We start from the raw sequence: 25071 nt of genomic DNA, 5'->3' as shown, positions 1-25071 counted from the left end.
AATATGAAGTATCAGACTACTATTATAAAGTCTTTTTTTACTGTATTTATTCTAACCTTCATCAGTTCCGGCCTAAGTGCCGGAACTCTTGGTTTAGACGGTAAGAAGAAGGATAAGGAGAAGAAGGAGGAATTGTCGGCAGACGGACCTTATGTGATTTATGAACCGGACGGCAAGGTGCGCGTCATAAGCGTTACAGCCCAAGGGCAGATAGAAGATACGACTTATACGGTGCTTCCTCAGGATTTCACCCTTCATGTCACGGACCACAAAGGGCGTTATCCGTTTGATGTGAAGCTGCATCCGGTCAAACGTCCGGAATGGCAATACAGACAACCGGATAAAGTGTTTGTGATGTCTGACCCCCATGGCAAGTTGAATTGCGTGATGAGCTTGCTGCGAGGCAACAATGTCATTGATAAAGACTACCATTGGAGTTTTGGAACCAACCATCTGGTGGTTATCGGTGATATATTTGACCGTGGCAAAGATGTGCCGCAGATATTTTGGCTGTTCTATAAATTGGAGAAGGAGGCGGCAGATGCAGGTGGTCATGTTTCGTTTCTGTTGGGTAACCATGAACCGCTTGTGACGGCAAATGATTTGCGTTATACCAAAGAAAAGTACAAGACATTGGCCCGAAAACTGGGTATGGATTATCCGGCATTGTTCGGTCCGGACACAGAACTTGGCAAATGGCTTGGTACCCGTAATACGATGCAGACCATCGGACCTAATCTGTATGTGCACGCAGGTTTGGGAAAGGAGTTTTATGACCGTGACTTGAATATTCCCACAGTGAATGAGGAAATGAGCCGTGCATTGTTCATGAGCAAGAAGGAACGTAAGGCCTTATCGCCTCTCACGGCTTTCCTATATGGTAATAGCGGACCTATCTGGTATCGTGGATTGGTACGGACAGATACAAAATACCATCCATTGGCACAAGACTCCCTGCAACTGATGTTGAAACGTTATGACGTCGAACATATCATTGTGGGGCATACCATCTTTAAGGACATTTCCACTTTCTATGATGGACGGGTGATTGGAGTGAATGTGGATAACGAGGAAAACCGAAAGAAGAAACGTGGGCGCGCTTTACTGATTGACGGGAATACCTATCTTGTGGTGGGAGATAAAGGAACGATGCGGAAATTGTTCTGAGGCTGTTTTCTTTCTGATTATTTTTTAGGCGTGGAAGTACGTGGATTTCACGGAGAGACAAAGAAAAACTCCGCGTTTTTCGCGTAATCCGCGCCTAAAAAATATCATAATGTAAATATGCGCTCTCGGATAGCCGGGGGAGGGAGTGCCCTCTCAAAGATCGGCGATAACGGCAATGTCCGCAGCATTGTCTACGATATGTGCCGGATGAAACTCTTCCAGTTCTGTGCGGGGACGGAATCCCCAGGTGACTCCGCAGGCAGTGACTCCGGCATTGGCGGCCGTCTGCATATCCACTCCGGAGTCTCCCACATATAGCACGTCTTCACGGGATATCCGGGTGATGTCCAGAATGTCATGCACCACTGTTGGGTCGGGCTTCACGTTGACCCCTTCCCGTTGTCCGAAGACGGTGGTAAAACGTATGTTGGGGAAATAATGTGAAATCAGTTTCACGGTAGCCGATTGATATTTGTTGGAAGCCACTGCCAATATCATCCCTTTCTCCTGCAACTGTTCCAGTAGTTCGGGGATGCCGGGGTAAGGGCAGCTTTTATCAGCATTGTGCACGTCATAATAAGGCACAAACTCCTTGCGGACGCGCAGGACGTTTTCTTCGCTCTTTTCCCCTTTCGGGAGGGCGCGCTCGAACAGTTTGTTGATTCCGTTGCCAACCATGAAGTTATAGTCCGATTCCGGGTGAGTGGGATAGCCGAGCGCTTGCAGGGCATAGTTTGTACTTTGTGCCAAATCGGCTATTGTATTCAGTAAAGTTCCGTCCAGGTCAAATATAATCAACTTCTTCATTGCTTTCTCTATTTTTTAGTTTGCTGCAAATATAGGGCTTTTTGCGCTCATGTTCAAATGCTGTCTCGGGTTTCATCAGGTATTTGCAGAATAGGAAGCCCTGGGCTGATAATCAGTGCATTATTACTGCATTCCTGCTGCATGCGTTTTGCAGTAGTACTGCAGATGGAGTGCAGCGTTACTGCAAATATGTTTGCAGTGATACTGCAACTGCTTTGCAGCGTGACTGCAACTGTATTGCAGTGGCACTGCACAAGCGTTGCAGTAGTTTTGCAGTGGGTGATCGGTGTATTTTTTGCCGTTCTTCCCTTTTCTTTGCACACTTTCGGGCTTTTTATGCAAAAACTTCCTATCTTTGCAGCCGAATTTTACTAAAAATAGGTATGAGTTACAATTTGTTGAAAGGAAAAAGAGGCATTATTTTCGGTGCTCTGAATGAGCAGTCCATTGCCTGGAAAGTAGCAGAAAAAGCAGTAAAAGAAGGTGCAACCATCACTTTATCGAATACACCGGTTGCTGTCCGTATGGGCGAAGTGTCCGCTCTTTCGGAGAAACTGAATTGCGAGGTGATTCCCGCAGATGCTACAAGTGTAGAAGATTTGGAAAATGTATTCAAACGCTCTATGGAAGTATTGGGTGGCCCGGTTGACTTCGTGCTGCACTCCATTGGTATGTCTCCCAATGTGCGTAAGAAACGTACATATGATGATTTGGATTACGATATGTTGGAAAAGACGCTGGACATCTCCGCTGTCTCTTTCCACAAGATGATACAAGCTGCCAAGAAACTCAACGCCATTGCCGACTACGGTTCAATTCTGGCTTTGAGTTATGTGGCTGCGCAACGTACGTTCTACGGTTACAACGATATGGCAGATGCCAAGGCACTGCTGGAATCCATTGCCCGCAGCTTCGGTTACATCTACGGACGTGAACACCATGTACGTGTCAACACCATTTCCCAGTCTCCCACGATGACCACTGCCGGTTCCGGTGTGAAGGGTATGGACAAACTGTTCGACTTCGCCAACCGCATGTCTCCTCTGGGTAATGCTTCTGCCGATGAGTGTGCGGACTACTGTATCGTGATGTTTTCCGACCTCACCCGCAAGGTCACTATGCAGAACTTGTTCCACGATGGAGGTTTCTCCAGCGTAGGTATGAGCCTTCGCGCCATGGCTACTTACGAGAAGGGACTGGATGAGTATAAGGACGAAAACGGAAATATCATTTACGGCTAATGGAACTCGCACTTTATCTTTTGCCAGTCACGCTGGGCGATACGCCTATTGAAACGGTGTTGCCTCCTTATAATAAGGAGATAATACAGGGAATCCGCTATTTCATCGTGGAGGATGTGCGCTCGGCACGCCGTTTTTTGAAAAAGGTGGACAAGGGAATAGATATTGATGCGCTGACATTCTATACGTTGAACAAGCATACGTCGCCCGAAGACATCTCCGGCTATCTGAAGCCGCTGGTGGAGGGGCATCCGATGGGCGTGATCTCCGAAGCCGGTTGTCCGGCTGTGGCCGACCCGGGAGCGGACGTAGTGGCTATTGCACAACGGAAAAACTTGAGAGTGGTCCCCTTGGTGGGGCCCTCTTCCATTATCCTCTCCGTCATGGGTTCCGGCTTCAACGGTCAGAGCTTTGCCTTCCATGGTTATCTTCCCATTGAACCGGCAGAGCGTGCCAAAAAGCTGAAAATGCTGGAACAACGCGTCTATAATGAACATCAGACTCAGCTTTTCATTGAAACGCCTTATCGCAATAATAAGATGATAGAGGATATTCTTCATAACTGCCGTCCGCAGACCAAGCTCTGCATTGCGGCGAACATTACTTGTGAAGGGGAGTATATCAAAACCAAGACCGTGAGGGAGTGGCAGGGCAAGACTCCCGACCTTTCTAAGATTCCTTGTATTTTTCTCTTGTATAAATAATAGCTTCCAGGTGCTCGAATTCATATTCCAGGCAACTGCTGAAGAAGTTCCGTCCCAGGTTGTGTTCCATTTGCTGGAATGTCCATAGCTTTCCCCCCTTGAAATTCTTATTGCATAGGATGGAGTCATCGTCCAGGTCTAGTGTGAAGAGATAGACCAGGCGGTTGGTGGCTTCATTCTCAAAATGATACATGAAGTTGAAGTGCAAATGGTCTAATGGGGCGGTGGGAAGCGTTTGTCGTAAAATTCTGTGTGCGCCTTGTTCCAATGTTTCTCCATATATCAGGTAACCCTCCATCAGCAAGTCGATTTTATCTTTCTCGAAAACGTTGCATTTGGGGCGGGGGAGGAGAAACAGCATGCCGTGTGAGGCAACGGCAATCCGGATGACCGGATTGATATAGTCGTTTTTCCGGTTGATGGCTTCTGAGGCGATGGCTTTCCCCATGACATCTCCTTTGGTATTGACTATCGGTACGAAAACCGTGTGGTTCATCACTATATTGAAATAGAAAATGCCGAACTGATTGAACAGAATGCCTGATATAAAGACGAGGGGAGGCGCCACATAAAACAGAATGTGGCGGGTAGTGTCTCCCAAAGGGTAACTGACCAGAACCGCCAAGAAGATAATCAGAAAATGCAGCAGGCTTATGATAAGGATTACGCGTGAGGATACGATGGCGGCTTCTGCCCCTTGTGCAAAAAGCTGCTTGCAGCATTTCTGTGTCTGAGACATGTGGTAGTCCAGAAATTTTCTCCTATTGAGGTAGATGACGAATGGGGGAATGATGGCACTGATTTCCAGCGTGAACGGAAGCATGAAACGGGGACAGTAGTTTACGAGGAATAGGGTTGTTACCGATAACAGCAGTAACATTCCGGTAGTACAGTAAAGTATGATTTGCGGAACATGCGTTCCTCTATGCCTCACCGAATAGATGCTAAACAAGAGTCCTACACCTGCACCGATGTAGATGGACATGTCCTGCGTTATAAACTCGCATAATATGATGGATATTATAACGGGGATGAATCCCAGCGACATATTGAATCTTGATGATAGAATTCTTTGATGGCTCATTATCCGTATTATGATTTTGTCGTTTACATCATAACAACTGGGGAATTTAAATGTTTCCTATTTTACTCCTTTTTTGTATAAAATGAATCTGTTTTTCCGCATGATAAGAGGAGCGTACCAATGGAGCGCTTTCCACTTGCTGAAACCCTTTTTCCAATCCTTTCTCTCTGTAGAGTGCAAATTGTTCGGGAGTAATATATGCTGCTACCGGATAATGCTTGTGTGTGGGTTGAAGGTATTGCCCTATGGTCAGTATGTGGCAGCCCACCCGGCGAAGGTCGTCCATCAGTTCTTCCACTTCTTCCGGAGTCTCGCCCAATCCCACCATAATGCCGGACTTGGTGGTAGTATTGCTTTCTGCAATCTGCCGCAACACTTCCAGGCTTGTTTCATACTTGGCGGCACTGCGTACGAGGGGGCTGATGCGACGGACAGTCTCCATGTTGTGCGAAATGATTTCCGGTTGTGCATCGATGACTTGTGCCACGAGTTCCTTTCTTCCCTGGAAGTCGGGAATCAGCACTTCGACGGTGGTGTCAGGGTTGAGCCGCTTGATTTCCCGGATGGTACGTACCCAGTGCGACGCGCCTAAGTCGGGCAGGTCGTCACGGTCTACGGAGGTGACGACTGCATGGGAGAGTTTCATCAAGGCAATGGACTCTGCCACATGTGTAGGCTCATCGGCATCCAGTGGTAAGGGCTTCCCGCTTGCCGTGTTGCAGAACTTACAGCACCGGGTGCAGATATTTCCCCCAATCATGAAGGTTGCGGTGCCTTTCCCCCAACATTCCCCCATATTGGGGCAACGGCCGCTGCTACAGATGGTATGTAGGCAATGCGATTCGACAATGCGTTTGGTCTCGGTATAGCGCTCGTTGGCACCGATGCTTATTTTGAGCCACTCAGGCTTACGTACTCTTTCGGGCATTATTTCAATTCTTTGTTGAAGAAGTTGGTCAACCGCGTGTATAGGTGTAACCGGGTATTTCCTCCGTAGATACTGTGGTTGCGGTTGGTGTAAACCTGCATATCGAACTGTTTGCCGAGTTGTACCAGTTGTTCGGCATATTCGGCACAGTTCTGGAAGTGTACATTGTCGTCTGCCATGCCGTGTACCAGCAGCAGGTTGCCGTGAAGCTTGTCGGCACGGGTAAAGGTGGAACTGGCCTTATAGCCTTCGGCGTTTTCTTTCGGTGTGCGCATAAAGCGTTCGCCATAAACGGTGTCGTAGTAGTTCCAGTCGGTAACGGCAGCTACGGCTACTCCGGCCTTGAATACCGGTGTTCCTTCACTCATACTCATAATGGTCATGTATCCACCGTAACTCCATCCCCAGATTCCGATGCGGTTTTTGTCCACATAAGGCTGGTTGCCCATGTAGAGGGCGGTTTCCACCTGGTCTTTGGCTTCCTTGATACCCAGGTTCAGATAGGTGCATTTGGCGAATTCGGCACCACGTCCTCCGGTACCACGCCCGTCTACGCAAACCACGATATAGCCTTGTGATGCCATGTAGGTTTCCCAGCTTACACTGAACTTGTCGAGCACTTGCTGTGAACCGGGGCCGCTGTACTGGTACATCAGTACCGGGTATTTCTTGCCGGCAGAGAAGTCGGCTGGTTTCATCATCCAGCCATTCAATGTGGTTCCGTCGGAAGTCTGGAAAGTGAAGAATTCCTTCCGTGGCATGTCATAGCCGCTGATTTCCTGCTTCAATGCCGCATTGTCCATCAGGGTGGCAAGAGTCTTGCCGGTATTGTCGTTCAGCGTAATGACGGTCGGAGTGTCCAGATTGGAATAACGGTTCATATAGTACTTCATGTTCGCACTGAACTGCGCACTGTTTGTTCCGGCTTGTGACGATAGTCTGGTCTTTTTACCTTTCCGGTCAATCTTGTAGATGGCACTGCGCATGGGGCTTTCCTCGTTGCTGCTGAAGTAGAAGCTTCCTTCTTCGGGGTCATAACCCAGGAACTCCTGCACTTCATATTGTCCGGCTGTCACTTGTTTCAGCAGATTGCCGCCTATGCTATACCAGTACAGATGGTTGTATCCGCTCTTTTCGCTGACAAAACTGAAATTTTCCGGATAGAAGACGATGTTGTCGAATACATTCTCGCGGATATAGGTATCGCTTTCATCACGCAGAGCCAGTTTGGCTACCGTGCTGCGAGGGTCGGCAAAGTATAGGTCGAACCGGTTCTGATGGCGGTTCAGTGTCATGACGGCAAGCTTGTTGGGGTCTTGGGTAAAGCGGATGCGGGGAATATAGCCGTCTGCATCTACCGGCACGTTTATCTTGCGGGTCACTTTCGACTTGATGTCGAAGGTGTGTACGGACACTTTGGAATTTACTTCTCCCGTTTTAGGATATTTGTAAGTATACTCTCCCGGATACTTCTCGAAAGGGGTGAAGTGGGGGGCTTGTCCGGCAAAAAGAGGGAAAGAGTAGGAGGGAACATCTTTCTCGTCGAAGCGGATGAAAGCCAGCATCTGGCTGTCGGCACTGAATTCCAGCGCACGGTTGAAGGAGAACTCCTCTTCGTAAACCCAGTCGGGGATGCCGTTCAGCACCTCGTTCTGTTTTCCGTCTTCCGTCACCTGGCTTTCGCTGTTGCCATAGAGCAGTTTTACAAGGAAGATGTTGTTGTCGCGTACAAAAGCCACTTGATTGCCGTCCGGTGAAAATACGGGCACCTGTTGCGGGCCGCCGTCCGAAAGCTTTTCCACAATATTGTTGATTTTACCGTCCAGGTTGCGCTTCAGGCTGTAGATGTAATGCACAGCCGTATAGGAATGACGGTAGATGGGAGTTGTTTCGGTGGCAATGAGCAGCTTGCTGCCGTCCGGAGCAAAGCTGTAGCTGTCGAATGTCTTGAACGTGCATTCGCGTGCGGTAGCGGCATCAAACAGCACTTCCACGGGTTTTCCCGTTTTGAAGGAGTACTTGATGATTTGTGTCCTGTCCGCATTCATCTGCGAATAATGTTCCCCGTCTCCCGGGATGGGGATAACGCCGGAAATATTCTTCGGAGTGAACTTGCCCGATACGATTTCTTTCAAATCGAGCGCCTTGCCACTTTGGGCGAAACCTGCCAGCGTACAGAGGCAGAGGAGAAGTGCGATGCTTATCTGTTTCATATCTATCTTTTATGCTTATCTGTTTCCCTATTTTTTCTGGGGAACAAATATACAACAAAGGGAAGATTTATCGAAGCAGTGGGCCGATTTTATTCTTTTTGAACAGAAAAAGCCCGTTCTGCTTCTTGGGGGCGAAGCAGGGACGGGCCTCCGTCACTCATAGATGATGATTGGATGAGATGATGATTGGAATATCTTTCGTTACAAGCACTTGACTTTTCTTTGATATTCTGCAATGGCTGCATCCAGTCGTTCGTGGGCGGTTGTGTCACCCGGAACGTTGTGCGACGGATGGATGTACAAGTGTACGCCACGGTCGGCAAGGATTTCGGCAACGGTAGTGATGGTCATCCATACCATGGTGACGAAACTCAATGTAGACAACGGACCTACCTTGTCGAAGTGGTTCTTCAAAGGTACGGAGGCGTCTACCAGGGGAACGCAGGAATCCACTACGATATCTGCCAACTGGAAGAGGTTCTTTCCGCTGGAGTGGCGGCTGGCTTTGTCGCCCGTTTCGCTGGCTGAACCGTATACGATAACTTTCATGCCGCGCTTCTTGGCTTCCAATGCCATGTCTATATTGACGGCATTGATACCGGTATGTGAGAAAATCCACATACAGTCTTTGGAATCAAAATCATAGTTCTTCATGATTTCCTGGCCGTAGCCTTCTGCCCGTTCCAGGAAGAGGAACTGATGAATACCCATCTGGCCGATAATCTGCGTGAAGAATGTCAGAGGCAATTCGCAAAGTGGGTGGAATCCTACAAAGCTGCCGATACGCGGATACATTTCTTCTACGGGAATTGTTGCGTGGCCGCAACCAAACGTGTGGACCCAACGACCGGCTTCGATGGAGTCTGCCATAACAGTGGCTGCTTTTTTGATGTTTTCCAACTGGGTAGCCTCCAGTTTTTCCATAATGCCATGGGCATTCTTTAACCATTCGAGTGCTAACATAACTTTTTTGTTTTTTAAGAAGTTAATAAATTTATTTGAGTGAGCGTTTATACAAAAGGAGCATGACGGCAAGTGAGGCAATCATCAGATAAGGATAAAGTCCGATGCCATTGGCGTATTGGGAAATCATGCCCATCAGGCCGTTCATTGCAGTCTGGCCAATGAGGGCTATGGCAAGCGCCACGCTGAATGCTGTTCCCGATAAGGACGGGTACCGGCTTCCAAGAATGCTGAGTATCACGGGATACGTGGCCGACAGCCCCATACCTACCAGCACCATGCCGACTGCCGCACGTGCAAAACCCGGCGAGAACATAAGGAAACAGAAGCCTATGGCAGTGAGCGTAAGGCTGTAGGGCAGTACGGTTTCCGGTTTTATCTTCTTGAATATCGCAACTTGCATCATACGTGCTACGGTCAGTCCCGCTACCATGCAGGTCAGTGCAATCAATGCCTGATTGGCCGGAATATCCGTCATCTGCCCAAAGTAACTCGTGGACCAGTTGTTGCAGACACCCTCGATGCCGCTTTGGAAAAAAAGAATGAAGCTGAGTAGCAGTAAGCTGCTTTCTTTCAGCAGTCCCAATCCCTCTTTTACCGGGAAACCTTGCGCCTGCTTAGGGGCGGGGAAGCGTACGGGGATACAGAATATAATGCCCGCAAGCATCACTACGCCAATTCCCAGCAAGATGGTTTCGAATGAATAATGCCTGGAAAGGGAGCCCAGCAACATCGGTATGCCCAATGCGCCCAGTCCGTAGAACATGCCCAGAAAACTGAGGCGTGAGCCTTTTTCGGATTCTCCTGAGATGTCGGATACCAATGCATTGGTTTCTCCGTTGAGGATGCCTCCGCCCAGGCCGATGCCGACGATGGAAGCTTGCAGCAGTGGTACGCTTTCAAAGAAGGCAAGCCCTTCCATCCCCAGCAGTACGATGATGCAGCTGGGCACCAGCAGGGCTTTATGTCCGAACCGGTCTACGATGGGACCGAAAATCAGGGAACCGGCCAGCATGCCCAGAGGCAGGAAAGTGACCAGTGAGGTTGTCTGCAACCCGCTCAGATTCAGCTTGGCTATGAGGGATGGCAGCACTGCTCCCAATGTAATCATGGAGACTCCGAAGAAACACATCCCGATGCACGCTGCCGTGAATACGAGATTCTTGTGATAACTGTTACTCATACAAGTGATTTTTGATGGCAAGAAACGCTGCTCCTATCAGTCCGGCATTACCGGACAACTGAGAAGGTACAAATTCCACCTGCTTGATGCTGAGCGGTTGCGCCCATTTGCAGGCTTCCTTGTAAATGTCATCTATAAAGATACCGGCAGGGCCGAATACGCCTCCGCCCCAAATTATCTTCTGCGGGTTGAGCAGGCTGACCAGATTTGCGGAAGCCATGCCCCACATCTCGACGGCTTTGTGCAATACGGAGATGGCAATAGGGTCTTTTTCATTATAGGCACTGAACACATCATAGGCCGATATGCGGCAGATGGGTTTCTGGCGCAGTTTTCCTTTGTATGCCTTGTTGGCGCGTACGGCATCGCGTACCCGTGCCCCGATACCATTGCCGGAAGCGTAATATTCGAAACATCCGCATGCGTCATACTCTTCCCGGTAGGGAGGTTGCAGGGCCATCCAGCCGGTGGCGCCGATAATGTCGTTGGCTCCGTGCAACACGTGCCCGTCGATGATGATGCCGGCACCGATACCGGTTCCCACGGCAATGAATATGGCACTGTGACATTCTTTGGCGGCACCTTGCCACATCTCTCCATACATATAGCAGGTACGGTCGCTGTCGATGTATATCTCGATGCCCGGAGGCGTTACACTGCGCAGCTCCTCATAGAGGGGGTAGTTGTCCCAGCCCGGTATGTTGGGGGCCCATACCCGGTTGGTTTGGGAGTAAACGATACCGGGGATGCAGACACCTATTCCGTCGACGTGTATACGGCTTCTGCGTGCTACGGTAAGAAGTTTGGCGAGGATATCCGCGGCGAGCTTGCCCACTTCGTGTCCGGTTCTTCCTTTCAGGAGCCGTTTGCGGTTAAACATCATGCTTCCGTCCGGAAAGAAAATGGCGCTGGCTATTTTTGTGCCGCCTATGTCCAATGCGATTGTTGCCATGGTGTTATAGTATTTATAGGTTGATTCATTAAGGTTGTATGCAAAGCTATGAATTTATTTCATTTTTGAGGTGTATAAACTGAGGAAATTGTGTGTAAAAAGAGTGTCTAATCACTAAATTGTGTTTAATGTAATTGCGCTTGGATGTACTCTTTCTCAATTAATTAGTTATATATCAGTGGATGAAACATTTTTTAGTGCAGGTGGAAATTCTTTGTTTTATGTTCGTTAACAAATCGGGTGGAAAGTATTCTTGTTTTTGCAGGTTCATCCCACAGAAAAATCCTATATTTGCCACTTACATAAGGAATATGTATGGAAACCAAATCTACGCTCTATAATGAGTTCCCTTTTTTTCTGAAGCGATATTTTCCCTATAAGGTACAGAAAATATCGCTGAATGCCGGTTTTACGTGCCCCAACCGGGATGGAAACAAAGGAGTCGGCGGTTGCACCTATTGCAACAACCAGACCTTCAACCCCGATTATTGCCGTACGGAGAAATCCATTACCCGCCAGCTGGAAGAGGGCAAGCAGTTCTTTGCACACAAATATCCGGAGATGAAGTATCTCGCCTATTTCCAGGCCTATACCAATACGTATGGCGAACTGGAAGACCTGAAGCGGAAATACGAGGAAGCCTTGTCGGCAGACGGGGTGGTGGGCCTGGTCATCGGCACCCGTCCTGACTGTATGCCCGACAGCCTGCTGGACTATCTGGAGGAGATGAACCGGCATACATTCCTCTTAGTGGAGTACGGCATAGAGAGTACCGACGACAAGACACTTTGCCGCATCAACCGCGGGCATACTTTTCATGCCGCCGCCGATGCGGTGGAAAGAACCGCTTCACGCGGAATCCTGACCGGTGGGCATGTCATCCTCGGACTGCCGGGCGAGACGCACGAAAGCATCGTGGCACAAGCCGGTGTATTGTCCCGCCTGCCACTCACTACCTTGAAGATGCACCAGTTGCAACTGATAAGGGGTACCCGCATGGCTCTGGAGTACCGGCAGCATCCTGAAGATTTTCATCTGTTTGATGTGGAGGAATATATCGACCTCGTGATAGACTATATCGAGCATCTGCGGCCGGATTTGGTGCTGGAGCGTTTTGTCTCCCAGTCTCCTAAGGAACTGCTCATTGCACCCGACTGGGGACTAAAAAATTATGAATTTAATCACCGGGTTCAAAAAAGAATGAAAGAACTCGGTGCATATCAGGGAAAGAAGTATGAAATGTGAGAAAAAAGAATTATTTTTGCCGCAACTTTAAATGTGGAATCAATCTAAATAAAGATACAGTTATGAACCCAAAAACAGTGATAAAAGGAAAAATCCACTACGTGGGAGTGAATGACCGCAATAAGCATTTGTTTGAAGGCATGTGGCCGTTGCCGTACGGGGTTTCCTACAACTCTTACCTGATAGATGATGAGACGGTCGCTTTGGTCGATACGGTAGACATCTGCTACTTCGAGGTGTATCTGCGCAAGATAAAGAGCATTATCGGCGAGCGCCCCATCCAGTATCTCATCATCAACCATATGGAGCCGGACCATTCGGGCTCTATCCGCCTGATAAAGCAGCATTATCCCGACATCATCATCGTGGGCAACAAGCAGACCTTCGGCATGATAGAGGGCTTTTATGGCGTGACGGGCGAACAGTACATGGTGAAGGACGAGGATTTTCTGGCTTTGGGGCATCATAAGCTCCGTTTCTATATGACCCCGATGGTGCACTGGCCCGAGACGATGATGACTTTTGACGAAACGGAAGGAGTCCTTTTCGCCGGTGACGGCTTCGGCTGTTTCGGTACGTTGGACGGCGGGTTCCTGGATACGCGCATCAATCTGGACAGATACTGGGACGAGATGGTGCGCTACTATTCCAACATCGTGGGCAAGTACGGCTCTCCGGTGCAGAAGGCACTTGCCAAGCTGGGCGGTCTGCCCATTTCCACCATCTGCTCCACGCACGGGCCGGTGTGGACGGAAAACATAGCCAAGGTTATCGGCATCTACGACAAGTTGAGCCGCTACGCCGCTGACGAAGGTGTGGTCATTGCTTACGGTTCCATGTACGGCAACACGGAGCAGATGGCGGAAGCCATTGCGGCGGAACTTTCTGCACAGGGCATCAGGAACATCGTGATGCACAATGTGAGCAAGAGCAATCCTTCTTATATCATTGCCGACATATTCAAGTATCGCGGACTTATCATCGGCAGCCCCACCTACAGCAACCAGATTTATCCTGAGATAGAATCCTTGCTCTCCAAGATTCTGGTACGCGAAGTGAAGGGACGCTATCTGGGATACTTCGGCTCCTTCTGCTGGGCGGGTGCCGCCGTGAAGCGCATGGGCGAGTTTGCCGAAAAGAGCAAGTTCGAGATTGTGGGCGACCCGGTAGAGATGAAGCAGGCCATGAAGGACATTACTTACGAACAATGCGAAAACCTGGCACGTGCCATGGCAGAGCGTTTGAAGAAGGATAGGAAGTAGTTGAAAATTACCCCTAATTTATTAACCTAATAAAACAATCACAATGAGACTAATCATTCAACCGGATTATCAATCCGTATCAAAGTGGGCGGCACATTATGTGGCTGCCAAAATCAAGGCCGCTAATCCGACACCTGAAAAACCGTTTGTATTGGGATGCCCCACCGGTTCTTCTCCGTTGGGCATGTACAAGGAACTTATCGACCTGAACAAGAAAGGCATCGTGTCTTTCCAGAACGTAGTGACTTTCAATATGGACGAGTATGTAGGTTTGCCCAAGGAACATCCCGAAAGCTACTATTCCTTTATGTGGAACAACTTCTTCAGCCATATAGACATCAAGCCGGAGAACACCAATATCCTGAACGGCAACGCTGCCGACCTGGATGCCGAGTGTGCACGCTATGAAGAGAAAATCAAGTCCTACGGTGGCATCGACCTCTTCATGGGCGGTATCGGCCCCGACGGACATATCGCTTTCAACGAGCCGGGTTCTTCCCTTTCGTCACGCACCCGCCAGAAGACATTGACTACCGATACCATCATTGCCAACTCCCGTTTCTTTGACAACGACGTGAACAAGGTGCCCAAGACTGCCCTGACCGTCGGTGTGGGTACTGTGCTTAGCGCCCGCGAGGTAATGATTATCGTAAACGGACACAACAAGGCACGTGCCCTCTATCATGCAGTCGAGGGTCCCGTGATGCAGATGTGGACTATCAGCGCCTTGCAGATGCACGAAAAGGGTATCATCGTTTGTGACGATGCGGCCACCGAAGAATTGAAGGTGGGTACTTACCGCTACTTCAAGGATATTGAGGCAGAGCACCTGGATGCGGAAAGCTTGCTGAAATAAGCAAACTAATAAAAGTTTTGCAATTCCACCCTCACCACCCTCACCGCTTGTCTGCATCTGCTTGTTCATCGGTGTTTCAGGGGTGAGTGAGAGCAATTTAAAAGGGTGAGGGCAAATTTTGCCCTCACCCTTTTTGTTCTCCTGATTTTGGTTGACTGTTTTCAGGACAGGGCGTTATGTGATGAAAACGGGCTCTGCTCCGCTGTAAGGCTTTGGGTGCCAATGTTAAAGATACCAAATACTCACTGCAAAACCAGTGCATCGTTTTTGCAGTGCCGCTGCAACATAGATGCAGTGCCACTGCAACTGTTTTGCAGTGCTACTGCAACGCCTTTGCAGTGTTACTGCAAAAGATGTGCAGTAGGTTTGCAGTGAGGGCTTGTGATGAAAAAGCCATGGGCGTGCTTTCTTTTTTGCGGAATATGTGCTATCTTTGTCATACTTGTAATTTAAACAGTAGCAGCTATGGAATTGAGTGGCAGACGCTATCCGATAGGGATACAGAATTTTGAGCAACTGCGTACGCGGAATTGTGTGTATGTGGATAAGACGGAGCTGGTGTACAAATTGGTGAATACAGACCAAATTTATTTCTTCAGCCGCCCCCGTCGGTTTGGCAAAAGCTTGCTCGTGTCTACGCTGGAGGCCTATTTCCAGGGGAAAAAGGAACTTTTCGAAGGGCTGGCTATGGAACGTCTGGAGCAGGAATGGGAGGTTTGCCCGGTGCTGCACGTTGATTTCAGCTTGACGAAATATACTGAGCTGCGTGACTTGACGGGGCAATTGAATTTGTTTTTATCTCGTTGGGAAGAAATTTACGGAAAAAAGGAAGAGGAAGAGGGGGCGGCAGAGCGTCTGCAAGGCATCATCCTGCGTGCCTACGCCAAGACCGGAAAGCCGGTTGTAGTGCTGATTGACGAGTACGATGCTCCTCTGCTTGACAGTAATTCCGATGCCCTTTTGCAACAACAGCTTCGCAACGAGATGCGCAAGTTCTTCAGTCCTCTCAAGGGGCTGGGGCAATATCTCCGTTTTCTTTTTATCACGGGTATCAGCAAGTTCAGCCAGCTGAGCATCTTCAGCGAACTGAACAATTTGCAAAATATCAGTATGCGCGATGACTTCAGTGCCCTCTGCGGCATCACCGAGGAGGAACTGCTGACGCAGTTGAAACCCGATATTGAGCGGATGGCCGAGGCTAATGATGAGACTTACGAGGAGGCATGCTTGCATTTGAAGCGGCAATATGACGGTTATCATTTCAGTAAGGCTTGTGCGGATATTTACAACCCGTTCAGCCTGTTCAATGCTTTCAATTCCAAAGAATACAAGAACTATTGGTTCTCCACGGGCACGCCTACTTTCCTGATAGATATTCTGCGCCATGCAGACTTCGATGTGCGTGCGCTGGAAGGTGTTGAGGCTACCGATGAGCAGTTTGATGCGCCTACGGAACAGATAACGAGTCCCATCCCGGTGCTCTACCAGAGCGGTTATCTGACCATTAAGGGCTATGACCGTAATTTCCAAATCTATCGTTTGGCCTATCCCAACGGTGAGGTCCGTAAAGGGTTCATTGAATCCCTGCTTCCCTCTTACGTGCACTTGCCTGCCCAGAACAACACCTTCTACGTCGTCTCTTTCCTTCGCGACTTGATGAAGGGTGATGTGGAGAGCTGCCTGGAGCGTACCCGTTCCTTCTTTGCCTCCATTCCCAATGATTTGGATAACAAGACCGAAAAGCATTATCAGACCATTTTCTATTTGTTGTTCCGGTTGATGGGGCAATATGTGGAGTCGGAAGTGAAGAGTTCCGTAGGCCGTGCGGATGTGGTGGTGAAGTTGCAGGATGCCGTTTATGTCTTCGAGTTCAAATACGACGGTACCCCGGAAGAGGCGTTGGCTCAGATTGACAGCAAGCAGTATGCCATCCCTTACCGGGCGGACGGCAGGCGTGTGGTCAAGATTGGTGTGAATTTTGACAGTGCCACGCGGACGATTGGCGGGTGGAAAATAGCTAAAGCGGATTAGAAACTCTTGTAAGTATGCTTATGCCATATTTTTATGGTTTTCTCGTTTTTCTTCAAGTATTTTATCTGCTGCGCAATGGTATCTTACCATTTCTTATCAGGCGAGCACGGTAAGAAGATGATTAAGATTGGTGTCCCTTGTAAAAAAATGCTTAACTTTGGGGCGGATTAGTATTAGACACACCACATGGACGAGAAAAGAGAGAGACGACAAATGCTATTGACATGCGTTGCTATAGGGATTATTGCAGCAATAATTACCGGTTGGTTCTTGTATCAGAACCGGATGGAGTTCTGGAAAACGCAGGCACGGAGTACTTTTCGTGTGGCTTTGGGAGAGGAGTTGCAGAAAAGAAATATGGAGATACCTTTCTATGTGGAGGAGAATATTGACTTATCCATCATGGATGCCAATGACCGAAAGAAGGAACTGATAAAGGTATCTATGATAAGTAAATATGGAGAAAAAAGTTTCATCATACCTTATGAAAAGCATATTCATAATATAGAGCGTCCTTCTGATTGGAGGTTAATACGTTCGATTGTACTTGAAGACCACCCTTTGATTGCCGACTCCTTGAACTTGCTGTGGAAGGAATTGTTGGGGCAGATTGAGTATCCCGGAAAAACGGTAGTACGCATATCTGTGACGGATTGGTGGGAGCATGAGGCTTGTAGTTATTCCGAAGACTCTCTTTATTTGTCAAAATCGGATAGTTTGGATACTCATTATTTAGGATATAGATGCGAAGTGGGTGTCACCGGATACCTTTATGGTCCTTGGTGGATGATTTTTTCTTGGAAGGATATGTTTTTGCTGGGTGCTTTGATTGTCTGTTGCACTTTGCTGTACTTTGTGCACGACTATATGAGTCGGATTTATCATCGTCTTTTTGTCAAGGAAATATCTGTCGTTGTAGAAAAGGAAGTTCCGGTAATTGTCTGCCATGAAAGTCAATTACATATTTATCGGTTGGAGGATGGATTACGTTTTGATGCTGATTTGGATATGTTGAAAAACGGTGATTTGTGTGTGAAGTTGACTCCACTATCGGCCAAATTGCTGCGAGGTTTTTTGGATGCCAAAGACTTCAAACTGTCTAATGATGAAATTCTGAATCTACTATGGCCGGATGGTAACGGTACTTTGAATAATCTGCATACAAATATCAAAAGATTACGTGGATATTTATCTCGAATTTCAAATTATAAGATAGAAAATAAAAACTTCAGTTACCAATTAAAAAATCCCCATTTCATCGAAGAAATCCCAGAGTAAGTAGTCTCTCTACAATAGGCTGGCAATAACTGACAATGCCTGTTTTTACTTGATTGTCAGTTATTGTCAGCCCGAAAATTTGGATGAAGCTTTTGTTTTCTACACCTTTGTCACCATCATTCAAATTGCAGTTATTAATATGAAAAACATGAAAAAGAAAATCTTATTTATTGGTTTGTTTTTGGTAGCAGTCGTCGCATCCTTTCGATTAAATACCAAATGTAAAAAATTAGAGTACTTGATATTGGAGAATATAGAAGCTTTGGCATCCGGAGAATCGGGGAACGATTATAGATGTGCTGGCGTTGGTTCTGTGGATTGTCCGATCAATCATAGTAAGGTACAATATGTAGCAACGAAATATAGCTTTGAAGAACTTTATTAACATATTGTTCTTGTTCATTGCTTTAACGGCATGTACCTCTACTCCCCACTGTGAAGGATTGTCTTATACAGATTTCTCGCAAACGCGGGAACTGAAAGGAACAGTTATTCCGCTGGATACAGCTTTGTTCCGTTACCCTTTCCGTATTCGGATACAGGGAGATAAGGCTGTGGTGATGGATTTGCATGGGACAGACTATTTCTGTCATGCTTTCAGTTATCCGGAATTTCACTACATATCCTCTTTCGGCAAGCGGGGAGAATCTCCCGATGAGCAGATTTCTGTCGAAAATATCCGGTGGTATGGGGAATCTTTGTGGTCTCTCGATGCCAACAAGTCTGAATTAACTCGGTTTGGTTGTGATTTATCCGGTGATTCACTGTTTCGTCAAGAAGCAGTGAACCTGGATAAAGATATTCTTCGGGCTTTGGACTTTGTGATGGTGGATGATTCTACCTTTATTATTCCCGATTATTCGGGAGACAACCGTTTTTGTCGGGTGAACAGGCAAGGCGGACTGTTGTATAAAATGGGGGCAATCCTTTCTTCCAATGAGGATGCCATGAAGCATGCTCGTCCTGCATTGGCGCAGGCATGGCGCAGCTTCATCGATTACAATCCCCGAAACGGAGTGCTGGCGGCGGTCACCCAACTGGGCGAAGTGCTTGAAGTCTTTAACTTGAAAGACAGCACGCACGTGGTACGTATCGGGCCTCATGGCGAGCCGGAATTCAAATTGTCAGAAGGTTATGGCATTCCTACGGGCATCATGGGCTTCAGCGATGTGCAAGTGACGGACAGTGCCATTTATGCCGTCTTTCACGGACGTTCTTTTAAAGAAATAGCCCAGAATGCACGGAAAAGCATCCAGGTGGATGGTGGACAATATATTTATGTATTCAACCTGAAAGGAGAACCTCTCTGTAAATATGTACTCGACCATTGTATCTATGGCATCTCTGTAAATGAGCAAAAAGGGACGATTCTTGCTACGGATGTAAACAAGGATGAACCGATAATAGAGTATACAATGAAATAAAAGAAAAATATAAATAGGAATGGAGAGGAACGGATGGCAAACGTCTTGTTGGTGCATGATGAGCCGTCCGTTCCATAACCCACCCAGAAAGGAGGTCGAGGCAAAGATACGGATTTGGATTGAATAAGCAAAATGTATGCTTTTCCATTGAAAGGATAGATATGGAAGACAAAACAAAATATTATTGATTAAGAAAAATAAAGAAAACAATGAAAAAGATAATGAAAATAGCTTTTGTTGCAGCATTTGCGGCAGTGGCAGGATATGGTGTTTATGCTAACCAACAATCGGAAGCTATGTCTGATTTGATGTTGGCTAATGTGGAAGCGTTGGCAGGTAGTGAAATATCGAATCCAGGTTGTGACCCCAGTTGGGATAGAGAATGTTGTGTTTGCTTTAATGTACATCATACATATGCGTATGCTAATGGTAAAAATAGTTGTGAAACTCGAAAGAATTGTCATTATTAGTGGAATTTGACAGCTTAATGGTTGCTTAAAGACTATAAATAGAGCACTGTAGAATATTTATAAAATTCGTTGGATTATGTAACTATTTTGCGGTGCTCGCTAATAAAAAATAGTATATAATGAAAACATATTATTATTTGCTTATACTTTTTTTCTTGTACGGCTGTGCAAATGAGAAAAAACAGAATGTAGAATATGTGAGTGCAACTTATGAGTTGCTGGATGATGAAATAGCAACTACCATGCCGGGAACCTTACGCGTAGCCGGTGATTTTTTGGTGTGGGAGGACCCTTTTGCGCGCGACTATTTTGTACATGTGCACGAAAAAGAGACCGGTCGTAAAGTGGGAGTGATGGGAAAGGTAGGAGAAGGTCCGCGTGAATTTATCACAGGAGGTATAAATGGCTCATGTATCGACAATCGTTTTTTTGCCGTGGATGCTAATGGAAAGACGCGTGGCTTCTTGTCTCTTGATAGCTTGTCGCAAGGTAAAGATGCGTTTATTCCTATGACGGAAGAGGAACGGTTATCGCGTCCTGCCATGGCTGAATATGCCAAGAATGTGTATATTGGAATTGCGGATGCTGGTGCGGAACATTGTTTTGAAACCCTATTGCATGGGCAGACTTCTTCGTTTGGCAATTATCCCATTCCGCAGGTGAAACAATATTTAGGGGGAGAGAGAGGATATAATGCATCTCGTGGAGTATTTGTCTGTTCTTGTTATGATTTCCCTTATTTAGCATTGTATCAGCAGGGTGAGGATGAATTTTCATTTGTATGGGAATGGCGAACGGATGGTGACGAATACGAGATTCGGAACAATGAGGTGATTTTTGACCGCAGGGTAAAAGGTGTCCGGGGACTCTGTATGAGTAAGGATTTTATTATTACATTGCAACGAGACCGTAGTAAAGATGATACGGATGAATCTACAGTGGGAAGGGATGCAAGCAAATGCCCTCGTACTGTTTTCTTGTATGATTATGATGGAAATTTAGTGAAGATTGTTGATTTGGGTATTCCCGTAATGCGTATAGCATCTGAAGAACAGAGTAATACGTTGTATGCCATAGGGGTGAATCCGGATTTTGTCTTGGTGAAATATGAATTATAAGATAGGGCATTTAATCGTTATTTGCGTTGCACTACTTCTTTGTGTGGCTTGTGGGGAACAGCGTAATGCTGTGGCTGTCGTCTATAAAGAACATTTTCCTATAGATACAATGCTTCCTATTAAGACATATCCGGCAGAAGAATTGGTACGTCCCGCTCGGATGAATAGAATCAACAATCGGGTGATTGCTTTTGGGGGATATGAAGAAGTAGGAATCTATGATTACCCCGATTTAAAATTCATAAAGAAAATGGTGCTTCCCGGTCGTTTTTCTGTTTCTCAAGGAAAAGATTGTTTGTATCTTGAATCGGGAGGAGAAGTGGATGCCTATACCTTGAAAAGTGATTCCTTGTGTAAAACATCTTCTTTTTTTATTGATAAAGTAAGTGAAAATATTGGGACGGTGCAAGAGTTGAATCCCGGGGTGTATATATATGCAGATAGGAGAAAACATCCGGGAGTGTCTGAATATCATGTGACAGATATTCAGACGGGAAGGAATGTCTCAGGGGGGAATTATCCGGAAAATGATATTCGTTTTAAGAATTTGGAAAGCTTTAAATCGGCTTATTATCATTATCTGATGATGAAACCGGATAGGAGTGCTTTTGTGGTTACTTACGCTTCTTTGAGACGTATCCGGATCTATGATCGGAATGAAAATTTGCGGCATGACGTCTTTCTGGAAGGTGGGCTGGGAAATTACAAGGTAGTTCCCGCTCGCCCTTCAGAGCAGTATTGGCATTTTAGTTGTCCGTTTGTAACGGATAGGTATATTTATTTGATAAATCCGAATCAGTTGGGTGCGGGGCCTTTGCTTCCGCATTGCAATTTGTTGGTTTTGGATTGGGAAGGGAATTTGGTCGCTAAATATCGTTTCAGTGTGCTTATCAATGATATATTTGTAGATGAAGAGAGAAAAATTCTTTGTGGAAGTTGCTCTGATTATGAAAGTACACGATTCTTCAAGATGGATTTATTAGATAATTGATTGAAGGTAGTTTATAAATGATAACTTATGAAGAATTTTATAATAATAATCTTAGGTTTTGTGGTATTTGCTTCATGTGGAAAATCCAATAAAGACAAATCTTTTTCTTTGTTACAGAAATGGATAGGAAAAGAATTGAGTTTGCCTGCTAGGTCGGTTTTTACGATTCAAGGAAAAGATACGGTAGAATATTCCATTCAAAACACATATAAAATATTGACTTATATTGATTCTACGGGTTGTACCAGTTGTAAATTGAAACTTGCTGAATGGGAAAAGTTTATCACCGTAGTCGATTCTATACGACCTCATACGGTACAGTTCCTTTTTTTCTTGTGTCCTAAAAATGGAATGGAGATATATCAAACTTTACGGGTGGAAAGGTTTAAACATCCGATTTGTATTGATGAAGGAGACTACTTGAATAAGTTGAATCATTTTCCTGCTGATATGGCATTTCAAACTTTTTTGTTGGATAATGATAATAGAGTTGTAGCTATGGGTAATCCTATCCATAATTTGAAAGTAAGAGAGCTCTATTTGAAGATTATACAAGGCAGAGAAGTAAAATCTGATGATGAAGACAATGTTGTTCAAACAATTGTTGATGTGGATAAAGTTTCGACATCTATGGGGAATTTCGACTGGCAAAAAGAACAGAAGGTTACTTTTATCATGAAAAATGTAGGCGATAAACTGTTGGCAATAGAAGGGGTGGATACGTCTTGTGGCTGTATTTCTGTAGAGTACTCTAAAGAGCCGGTTCGTCCGGGAATGGATTTGAATTTGTCTATTATTTATAAGGCAGAACATCCTGAACATTTTAGTAAAACAGTAAGAATACATTGTAATTCGGAGTCATCTCCGATAATACTTACGGTTTCTGGTAATGCACAGTGAGTGTTTAAAAAAGTAAAAACGAAAATTAATAAGGTATGAGGAAATCTGTGTGGTTGTTTACATTATTGCTTCTTTGCTCTTGTGTGAACAACCATCGTTTGAGTAAAGCGCTTGAACTGGCTGGGAGTAATCGGGGCGAGTTAGAAAAGGTACTTATCCACTATAAAGATAGTGGGGAGAAATATAAAGCAGCTTGCTTTTTGATTGAGAATATGCCTAAATGTTACAGTTACAAAGGGTGGCTGATAGATACGTTGAGATATTGGAAAGCAACTACGGATTCTTTTGGTATCATTGATAGTAGTCAAGTAGCAAAATGGGAGAAATATCCGGCTTCGATGATGAATAAAGAGTATGATATTCATGTTATAACTGCTGATTATCTGATTCGTAATATAGATCAAGCCTTTGTGGTCTGGAAGAAAAGGCCTTGGAATAAAGATCTTTCCTTTGATGATTTCTGTGAATTGATTCTTCCTTATCGTATCGGTGATGAAACGCTTGAAGACTGGCGGAGTGTATACAGCGAGGAATTCTCGTTTTTATTGGACTCTGTTTATATAGGAACAGATGTAATGGAAGCCACGAAGGTTGTTATGGAGAACCTGAGGGAAAGGGGATTTCGGTTTAATAATGACTTTGATTCACCTCATATGGGTGCTCTTTTCCTATTGGAGCATCGGGCCGGAAAATGTGTGGACATGTGTGATTTTGGACTTTATGTTTTGCGCTCATTAGGAATTCCGGCCACAGCAGACGTGTATTTCTTTGAATCGGAATCCCGAATGGGCCATATCTGGGATGTAGTGAGAGATTCTTTGGGAAATTTTGTTAATATAAACTCTTTCCATGTGGCTAAATTTAAGTGGGACGTGGACGGAAGAAGGATAGGGAAGGTATTTCGCTATTGTTATGGTCTACAAAAAGAGAAACTGAAGTTTCTGAGTGTGAAAGATGAGATACCTCCCTTGTTCAGACATTGTTTTGTGAAGGATGTTTCTGAAGATTATTTTAAAGATGATTTGGTGTTGGATTTAAGTGATGTAGAAGACGACTATGTATATTTGGGAGTATTTCGTCCGCAAACGGCAGGAGAGGGAGTGGATATAGCTAAATTGAGGAAAGGAAAAGCGACTTTCAATAATATAGAGGCTAAAATGATATATATGCCTCTTGCTTATGAGAATTCAACCTATAAGCCCATAGGTTATCCCTTTTTCTTTGACGGTAAGGAGGCACATCCTTACATTCCTGATTTGTCTGTAAAGGATACTGTCGTTTTAAAAAGAAAAGCTGCTTTCTTTGACTGGATTAGATACTGTTTCAATATCATGGTAGGCAGTAAATTTGAGGTGTCAAATAGAAAAGATTTTTCAGGGAATGAACCATTTTATTGTATTTGCGATACCCCACATACCAACCGTACTTTTATACATTTGCCAGAACCGGTGAAAGGACGGTATGTTAGGTTCTCTACGCCAAAAGATATACGTATTGAATTGGCCGAGTTGTCTTTCAGTTATGATGGAGTGAAGGTGAATCCTCTGAAAATAGAAGGAGATGTTTCGGAAAATAAGTATCTTAAAATAGATAATATTATTGACGGTGACGTGCTTACTTACTATTTACCTAAAAAGGGAGGTGCTTCTATGGTGATTGATTTTGGTAAGGAGATATGTTTCAATGAATTGATGTATATGCCCAGAAATGATGATAATTTTGTCCGTATAGGCGATGTTTATGAGTTGTTTTATCATGGGGGAAAAGATGGATGGATTTCGTTGGGACAGAAAAAGGCTACCGATACTTTTTTGGTGTATGACAACATGCCTAGGGGCGCACTTTTTTATCTTCATGACATCACACGTGGCAAAGAGGAGCAAGTATTTCGGATTGAGAACGGAAAGCAGGTTTTCATATCAAATTTTGGGAAATGAGGTTTCGGAATAATTTATTCTTGCGTAAGTTGTTGGCTTGGGGCATTAATTTAGTCAATGGATTGTGTTTTGTGGCTTTTGGGGGACTGTTGGCTCAGTTGTTGCTTGCCATTTCCTTTAAGATTCCTTCTGATTCGATGGAACCTTCCTTGTTGGTAGGAGACTATATTCTGGTTGATAAGTGCTCAAAAGGAGCGAGGCTGTTCGATGTGTTTGCCGCATTGGAAAGGAAAGAGGTTAAGATTCATCGTATGCCCGGATGGAGGGAGTTCAAGAGGAATGATGTGCTTGTATTCAATTTTCCTTATCCGGGAAGT

The 25071-nt window shown here is 45.7% G+C and carries 23 protein-coding genes; 16 read left to right on the top strand and 7 right to left on the bottom strand.

From position 1 onward, the window contains the following. Window positions 1-3: 3 nt before the first annotated feature. Window positions 4-1167 carry a metallophosphoesterase gene (locus tag DWZ03_RS11125; RefSeq protein WP_120130027.1) on the top strand — a complete coding sequence of 388 codons (1164 nt, stop codon included), beginning with the start codon at window positions 4-6 and terminating at the stop codon, window positions 1165-1167. Between the two features lie 153 nt (window positions 1168-1320). Here DWZ03_RS11125 and DWZ03_RS11120 read toward each other — a convergent pair whose 3' ends face one another. Continuing rightward, window positions 1321-1974, bottom strand: a complete 654-nt coding sequence (locus tag DWZ03_RS11120) for an HAD family hydrolase (protein ID WP_120130024.1) — start codon at window positions 1972-1974, stop codon at window positions 1321-1323. A 383-nt stretch (window positions 1975-2357) separates the two neighbouring features. On the opposite strand from DWZ03_RS11120, the gene DWZ03_RS11110 reads away from it, so the two are divergent. Next, window positions 2358-3215: an enoyl-ACP reductase gene (locus tag DWZ03_RS11110; RefSeq protein ID WP_005823911.1), complete on the top strand. Its 858-nt coding sequence runs from the start codon at window positions 2358-2360 to the stop codon at window positions 3213-3215. Continuing rightward, on the top strand, window positions 3215-3919 hold the full coding sequence (locus DWZ03_RS11105; RefSeq protein WP_120130021.1) for an SAM-dependent methyltransferase: 705 nt from the start codon (window positions 3215-3217) through the stop codon (window positions 3917-3919). Before DWZ03_RS11110 ends, DWZ03_RS11105 begins: the two co-directional genes overlap by 1 nt. Here DWZ03_RS11105 and DWZ03_RS11100 read toward each other — a convergent pair. From DWZ03_RS11100 to DWZ03_RS11075, 6 genes are all read right to left on the bottom strand, one after another. Beyond that, entirely contained in the window at window positions 3885-5003 is a 1119-nt protein-coding gene (locus tag DWZ03_RS11100; protein ID WP_008665606.1) for a hypothetical protein, read from the bottom strand. The two genes, DWZ03_RS11105 and DWZ03_RS11100, sit on opposite strands and share 35 nt — an antisense overlap. Window positions 5004-5049: 46 nt before the next feature. Further along, window positions 5050-5931, bottom strand: coding sequence for a lipoyl synthase (gene lipA, locus DWZ03_RS11095; RefSeq protein WP_016274108.1), 882 nt, complete (start codon window positions 5929-5931; stop codon window positions 5050-5052). Further along, window positions 5931-8144, bottom strand: coding sequence for a S9 family peptidase (locus DWZ03_RS11090; RefSeq protein ID WP_009037143.1), 2214 nt, complete (start codon window positions 8142-8144; stop codon window positions 5931-5933). Before DWZ03_RS11090 ends, lipA begins: the two co-directional genes overlap by 1 nt. A gap of 201 nt (window positions 8145-8345) precedes the next feature. Continuing rightward, window positions 8346-9107, bottom strand: coding sequence for a sugar isomerase domain-containing protein (locus DWZ03_RS11085; RefSeq protein ID WP_005823892.1), 762 nt, complete (start codon window positions 9105-9107; stop codon window positions 8346-8348). A gap of 31 nt (window positions 9108-9138) precedes the next feature. Next, on the bottom strand, window positions 9139-10290 hold the full coding sequence (locus DWZ03_RS11080; RefSeq protein ID WP_117963607.1) for an MFS transporter: 1152 nt from the start codon (window positions 10288-10290) through the stop codon (window positions 9139-9141). Next, entirely contained in the window at window positions 10283-11242 is a 960-nt protein-coding gene (locus tag DWZ03_RS11075) for an ROK family protein (RefSeq protein WP_005823887.1), read from the bottom strand. Before DWZ03_RS11075 ends, DWZ03_RS11080 begins: the two co-directional genes overlap by 8 nt. A gap of 315 nt (window positions 11243-11557) precedes the next feature. Here DWZ03_RS11075 and DWZ03_RS11070 point away from each other — a divergent pair, with 315 nt between their 5' ends. The 13 genes from DWZ03_RS11070 to DWZ03_RS20225 form a co-directional block, all read left to right on the top strand. Further along, window positions 11558-12487 (top strand): TIGR01212 family radical SAM protein, encoded by a 930-nt coding sequence (locus DWZ03_RS11070; RefSeq protein ID WP_120130019.1) that lies wholly within the window; start codon window positions 11558-11560, stop codon window positions 12485-12487. A gap of 62 nt (window positions 12488-12549) precedes the next feature. Continuing rightward, complete coding sequence (locus DWZ03_RS11065; RefSeq protein ID WP_016274104.1) at window positions 12550-13749, top strand: FprA family A-type flavoprotein; 1200 nt, start codon at window positions 12550-12552, stop codon at window positions 13747-13749. Between the two features lie 43 nt (window positions 13750-13792). Continuing rightward, entirely contained in the window at window positions 13793-14605 is an 813-nt protein-coding gene (gene nagB / locus DWZ03_RS11060; RefSeq protein WP_005835260.1) for a glucosamine-6-phosphate deaminase, read from the top strand. Between the two features lie 465 nt (window positions 14606-15070). Next, window positions 15071-16636 carry an ATP-binding protein gene (locus DWZ03_RS11055; RefSeq protein ID WP_120130016.1) on the top strand — a complete coding sequence of 522 codons (1566 nt, stop codon included), beginning with the start codon at window positions 15071-15073 and terminating at the stop codon, window positions 16634-16636. Window positions 16637-16822: 186 nt separating this feature from the next. Further along, window positions 16823-17914, top strand: a complete 1092-nt coding sequence (locus DWZ03_RS11050; RefSeq protein WP_229081985.1) for a transcriptional regulator — start codon at window positions 16823-16825, stop codon at window positions 17912-17914. A 148-nt stretch (window positions 17915-18062) separates the two neighbouring features. Beyond that, window positions 18063-18299: an NVEALA domain-containing protein gene (locus DWZ03_RS11045; RefSeq protein WP_117866960.1), complete on the top strand. Its 237-nt coding sequence runs from the start codon at window positions 18063-18065 to the stop codon at window positions 18297-18299. Beyond that, window positions 18283-19338 carry a BF3164 family lipoprotein gene (locus tag DWZ03_RS11040; RefSeq protein WP_044468875.1) on the top strand — a complete coding sequence of 352 codons (1056 nt, stop codon included), beginning with the start codon at window positions 18283-18285 and terminating at the stop codon, window positions 19336-19338. Before DWZ03_RS11045 ends, DWZ03_RS11040 begins: the two co-directional genes overlap by 17 nt. Window positions 19339-19547: 209 nt before the next feature. Continuing rightward, window positions 19548-19808 carry an NVEALA domain-containing protein gene (locus DWZ03_RS11030; protein WP_117964828.1) on the top strand — a complete coding sequence of 87 codons (261 nt, stop codon included), beginning with the start codon at window positions 19548-19550 and terminating at the stop codon, window positions 19806-19808. A gap of 119 nt (window positions 19809-19927) precedes the next feature. Then, a complete protein-coding gene (locus tag DWZ03_RS11025) occupies window positions 19928-20926 on the top strand; it encodes a hypothetical protein (protein WP_016274095.1) in 999 nt (332 codons plus the stop codon). Then, window positions 20916-21917 carry a hypothetical protein gene (locus DWZ03_RS11020; RefSeq protein WP_130081509.1) on the top strand — a complete coding sequence of 334 codons (1002 nt, stop codon included), beginning with the start codon at window positions 20916-20918 and terminating at the stop codon, window positions 21915-21917. The genes DWZ03_RS11025 and DWZ03_RS11020 overlap by 11 nt, the downstream gene beginning before the upstream one ends. 27 nt (window positions 21918-21944) lie before the next feature. Further along, complete coding sequence (locus DWZ03_RS11015) at window positions 21945-22817, top strand: DUF1573 domain-containing protein (RefSeq protein ID WP_120130008.1); 873 nt, start codon at window positions 21945-21947, stop codon at window positions 22815-22817. 35 nt (window positions 22818-22852) lie between these two features. Beyond that, window positions 22853-24754 carry a hypothetical protein gene (locus DWZ03_RS11010; RefSeq protein WP_035450051.1) on the top strand — a complete coding sequence of 634 codons (1902 nt, stop codon included), beginning with the start codon at window positions 22853-22855 and terminating at the stop codon, window positions 24752-24754. After that, window positions 24751-25071 (top strand): S24/S26 family peptidase (locus tag DWZ03_RS20225; protein WP_243634957.1); only part of this gene is annotated, 321 nt, incomplete at its 3' end. The genes DWZ03_RS11010 and DWZ03_RS20225, both read left to right, overlap by 4 nt.

Origin of the sequence: Bacteroides sp. AF29-11 (assembly GCF_003602895.1) — a bacterium.
GTDB lineage: Bacteria > Bacteroidota > Bacteroidia > Bacteroidales > Bacteroidaceae > Bacteroides > Bacteroides uniformis.
The sequence above is the reverse complement of the archived record's forward strand: the minus strand, read 5'-3'. Positions and strand labels throughout refer to the sequence as shown.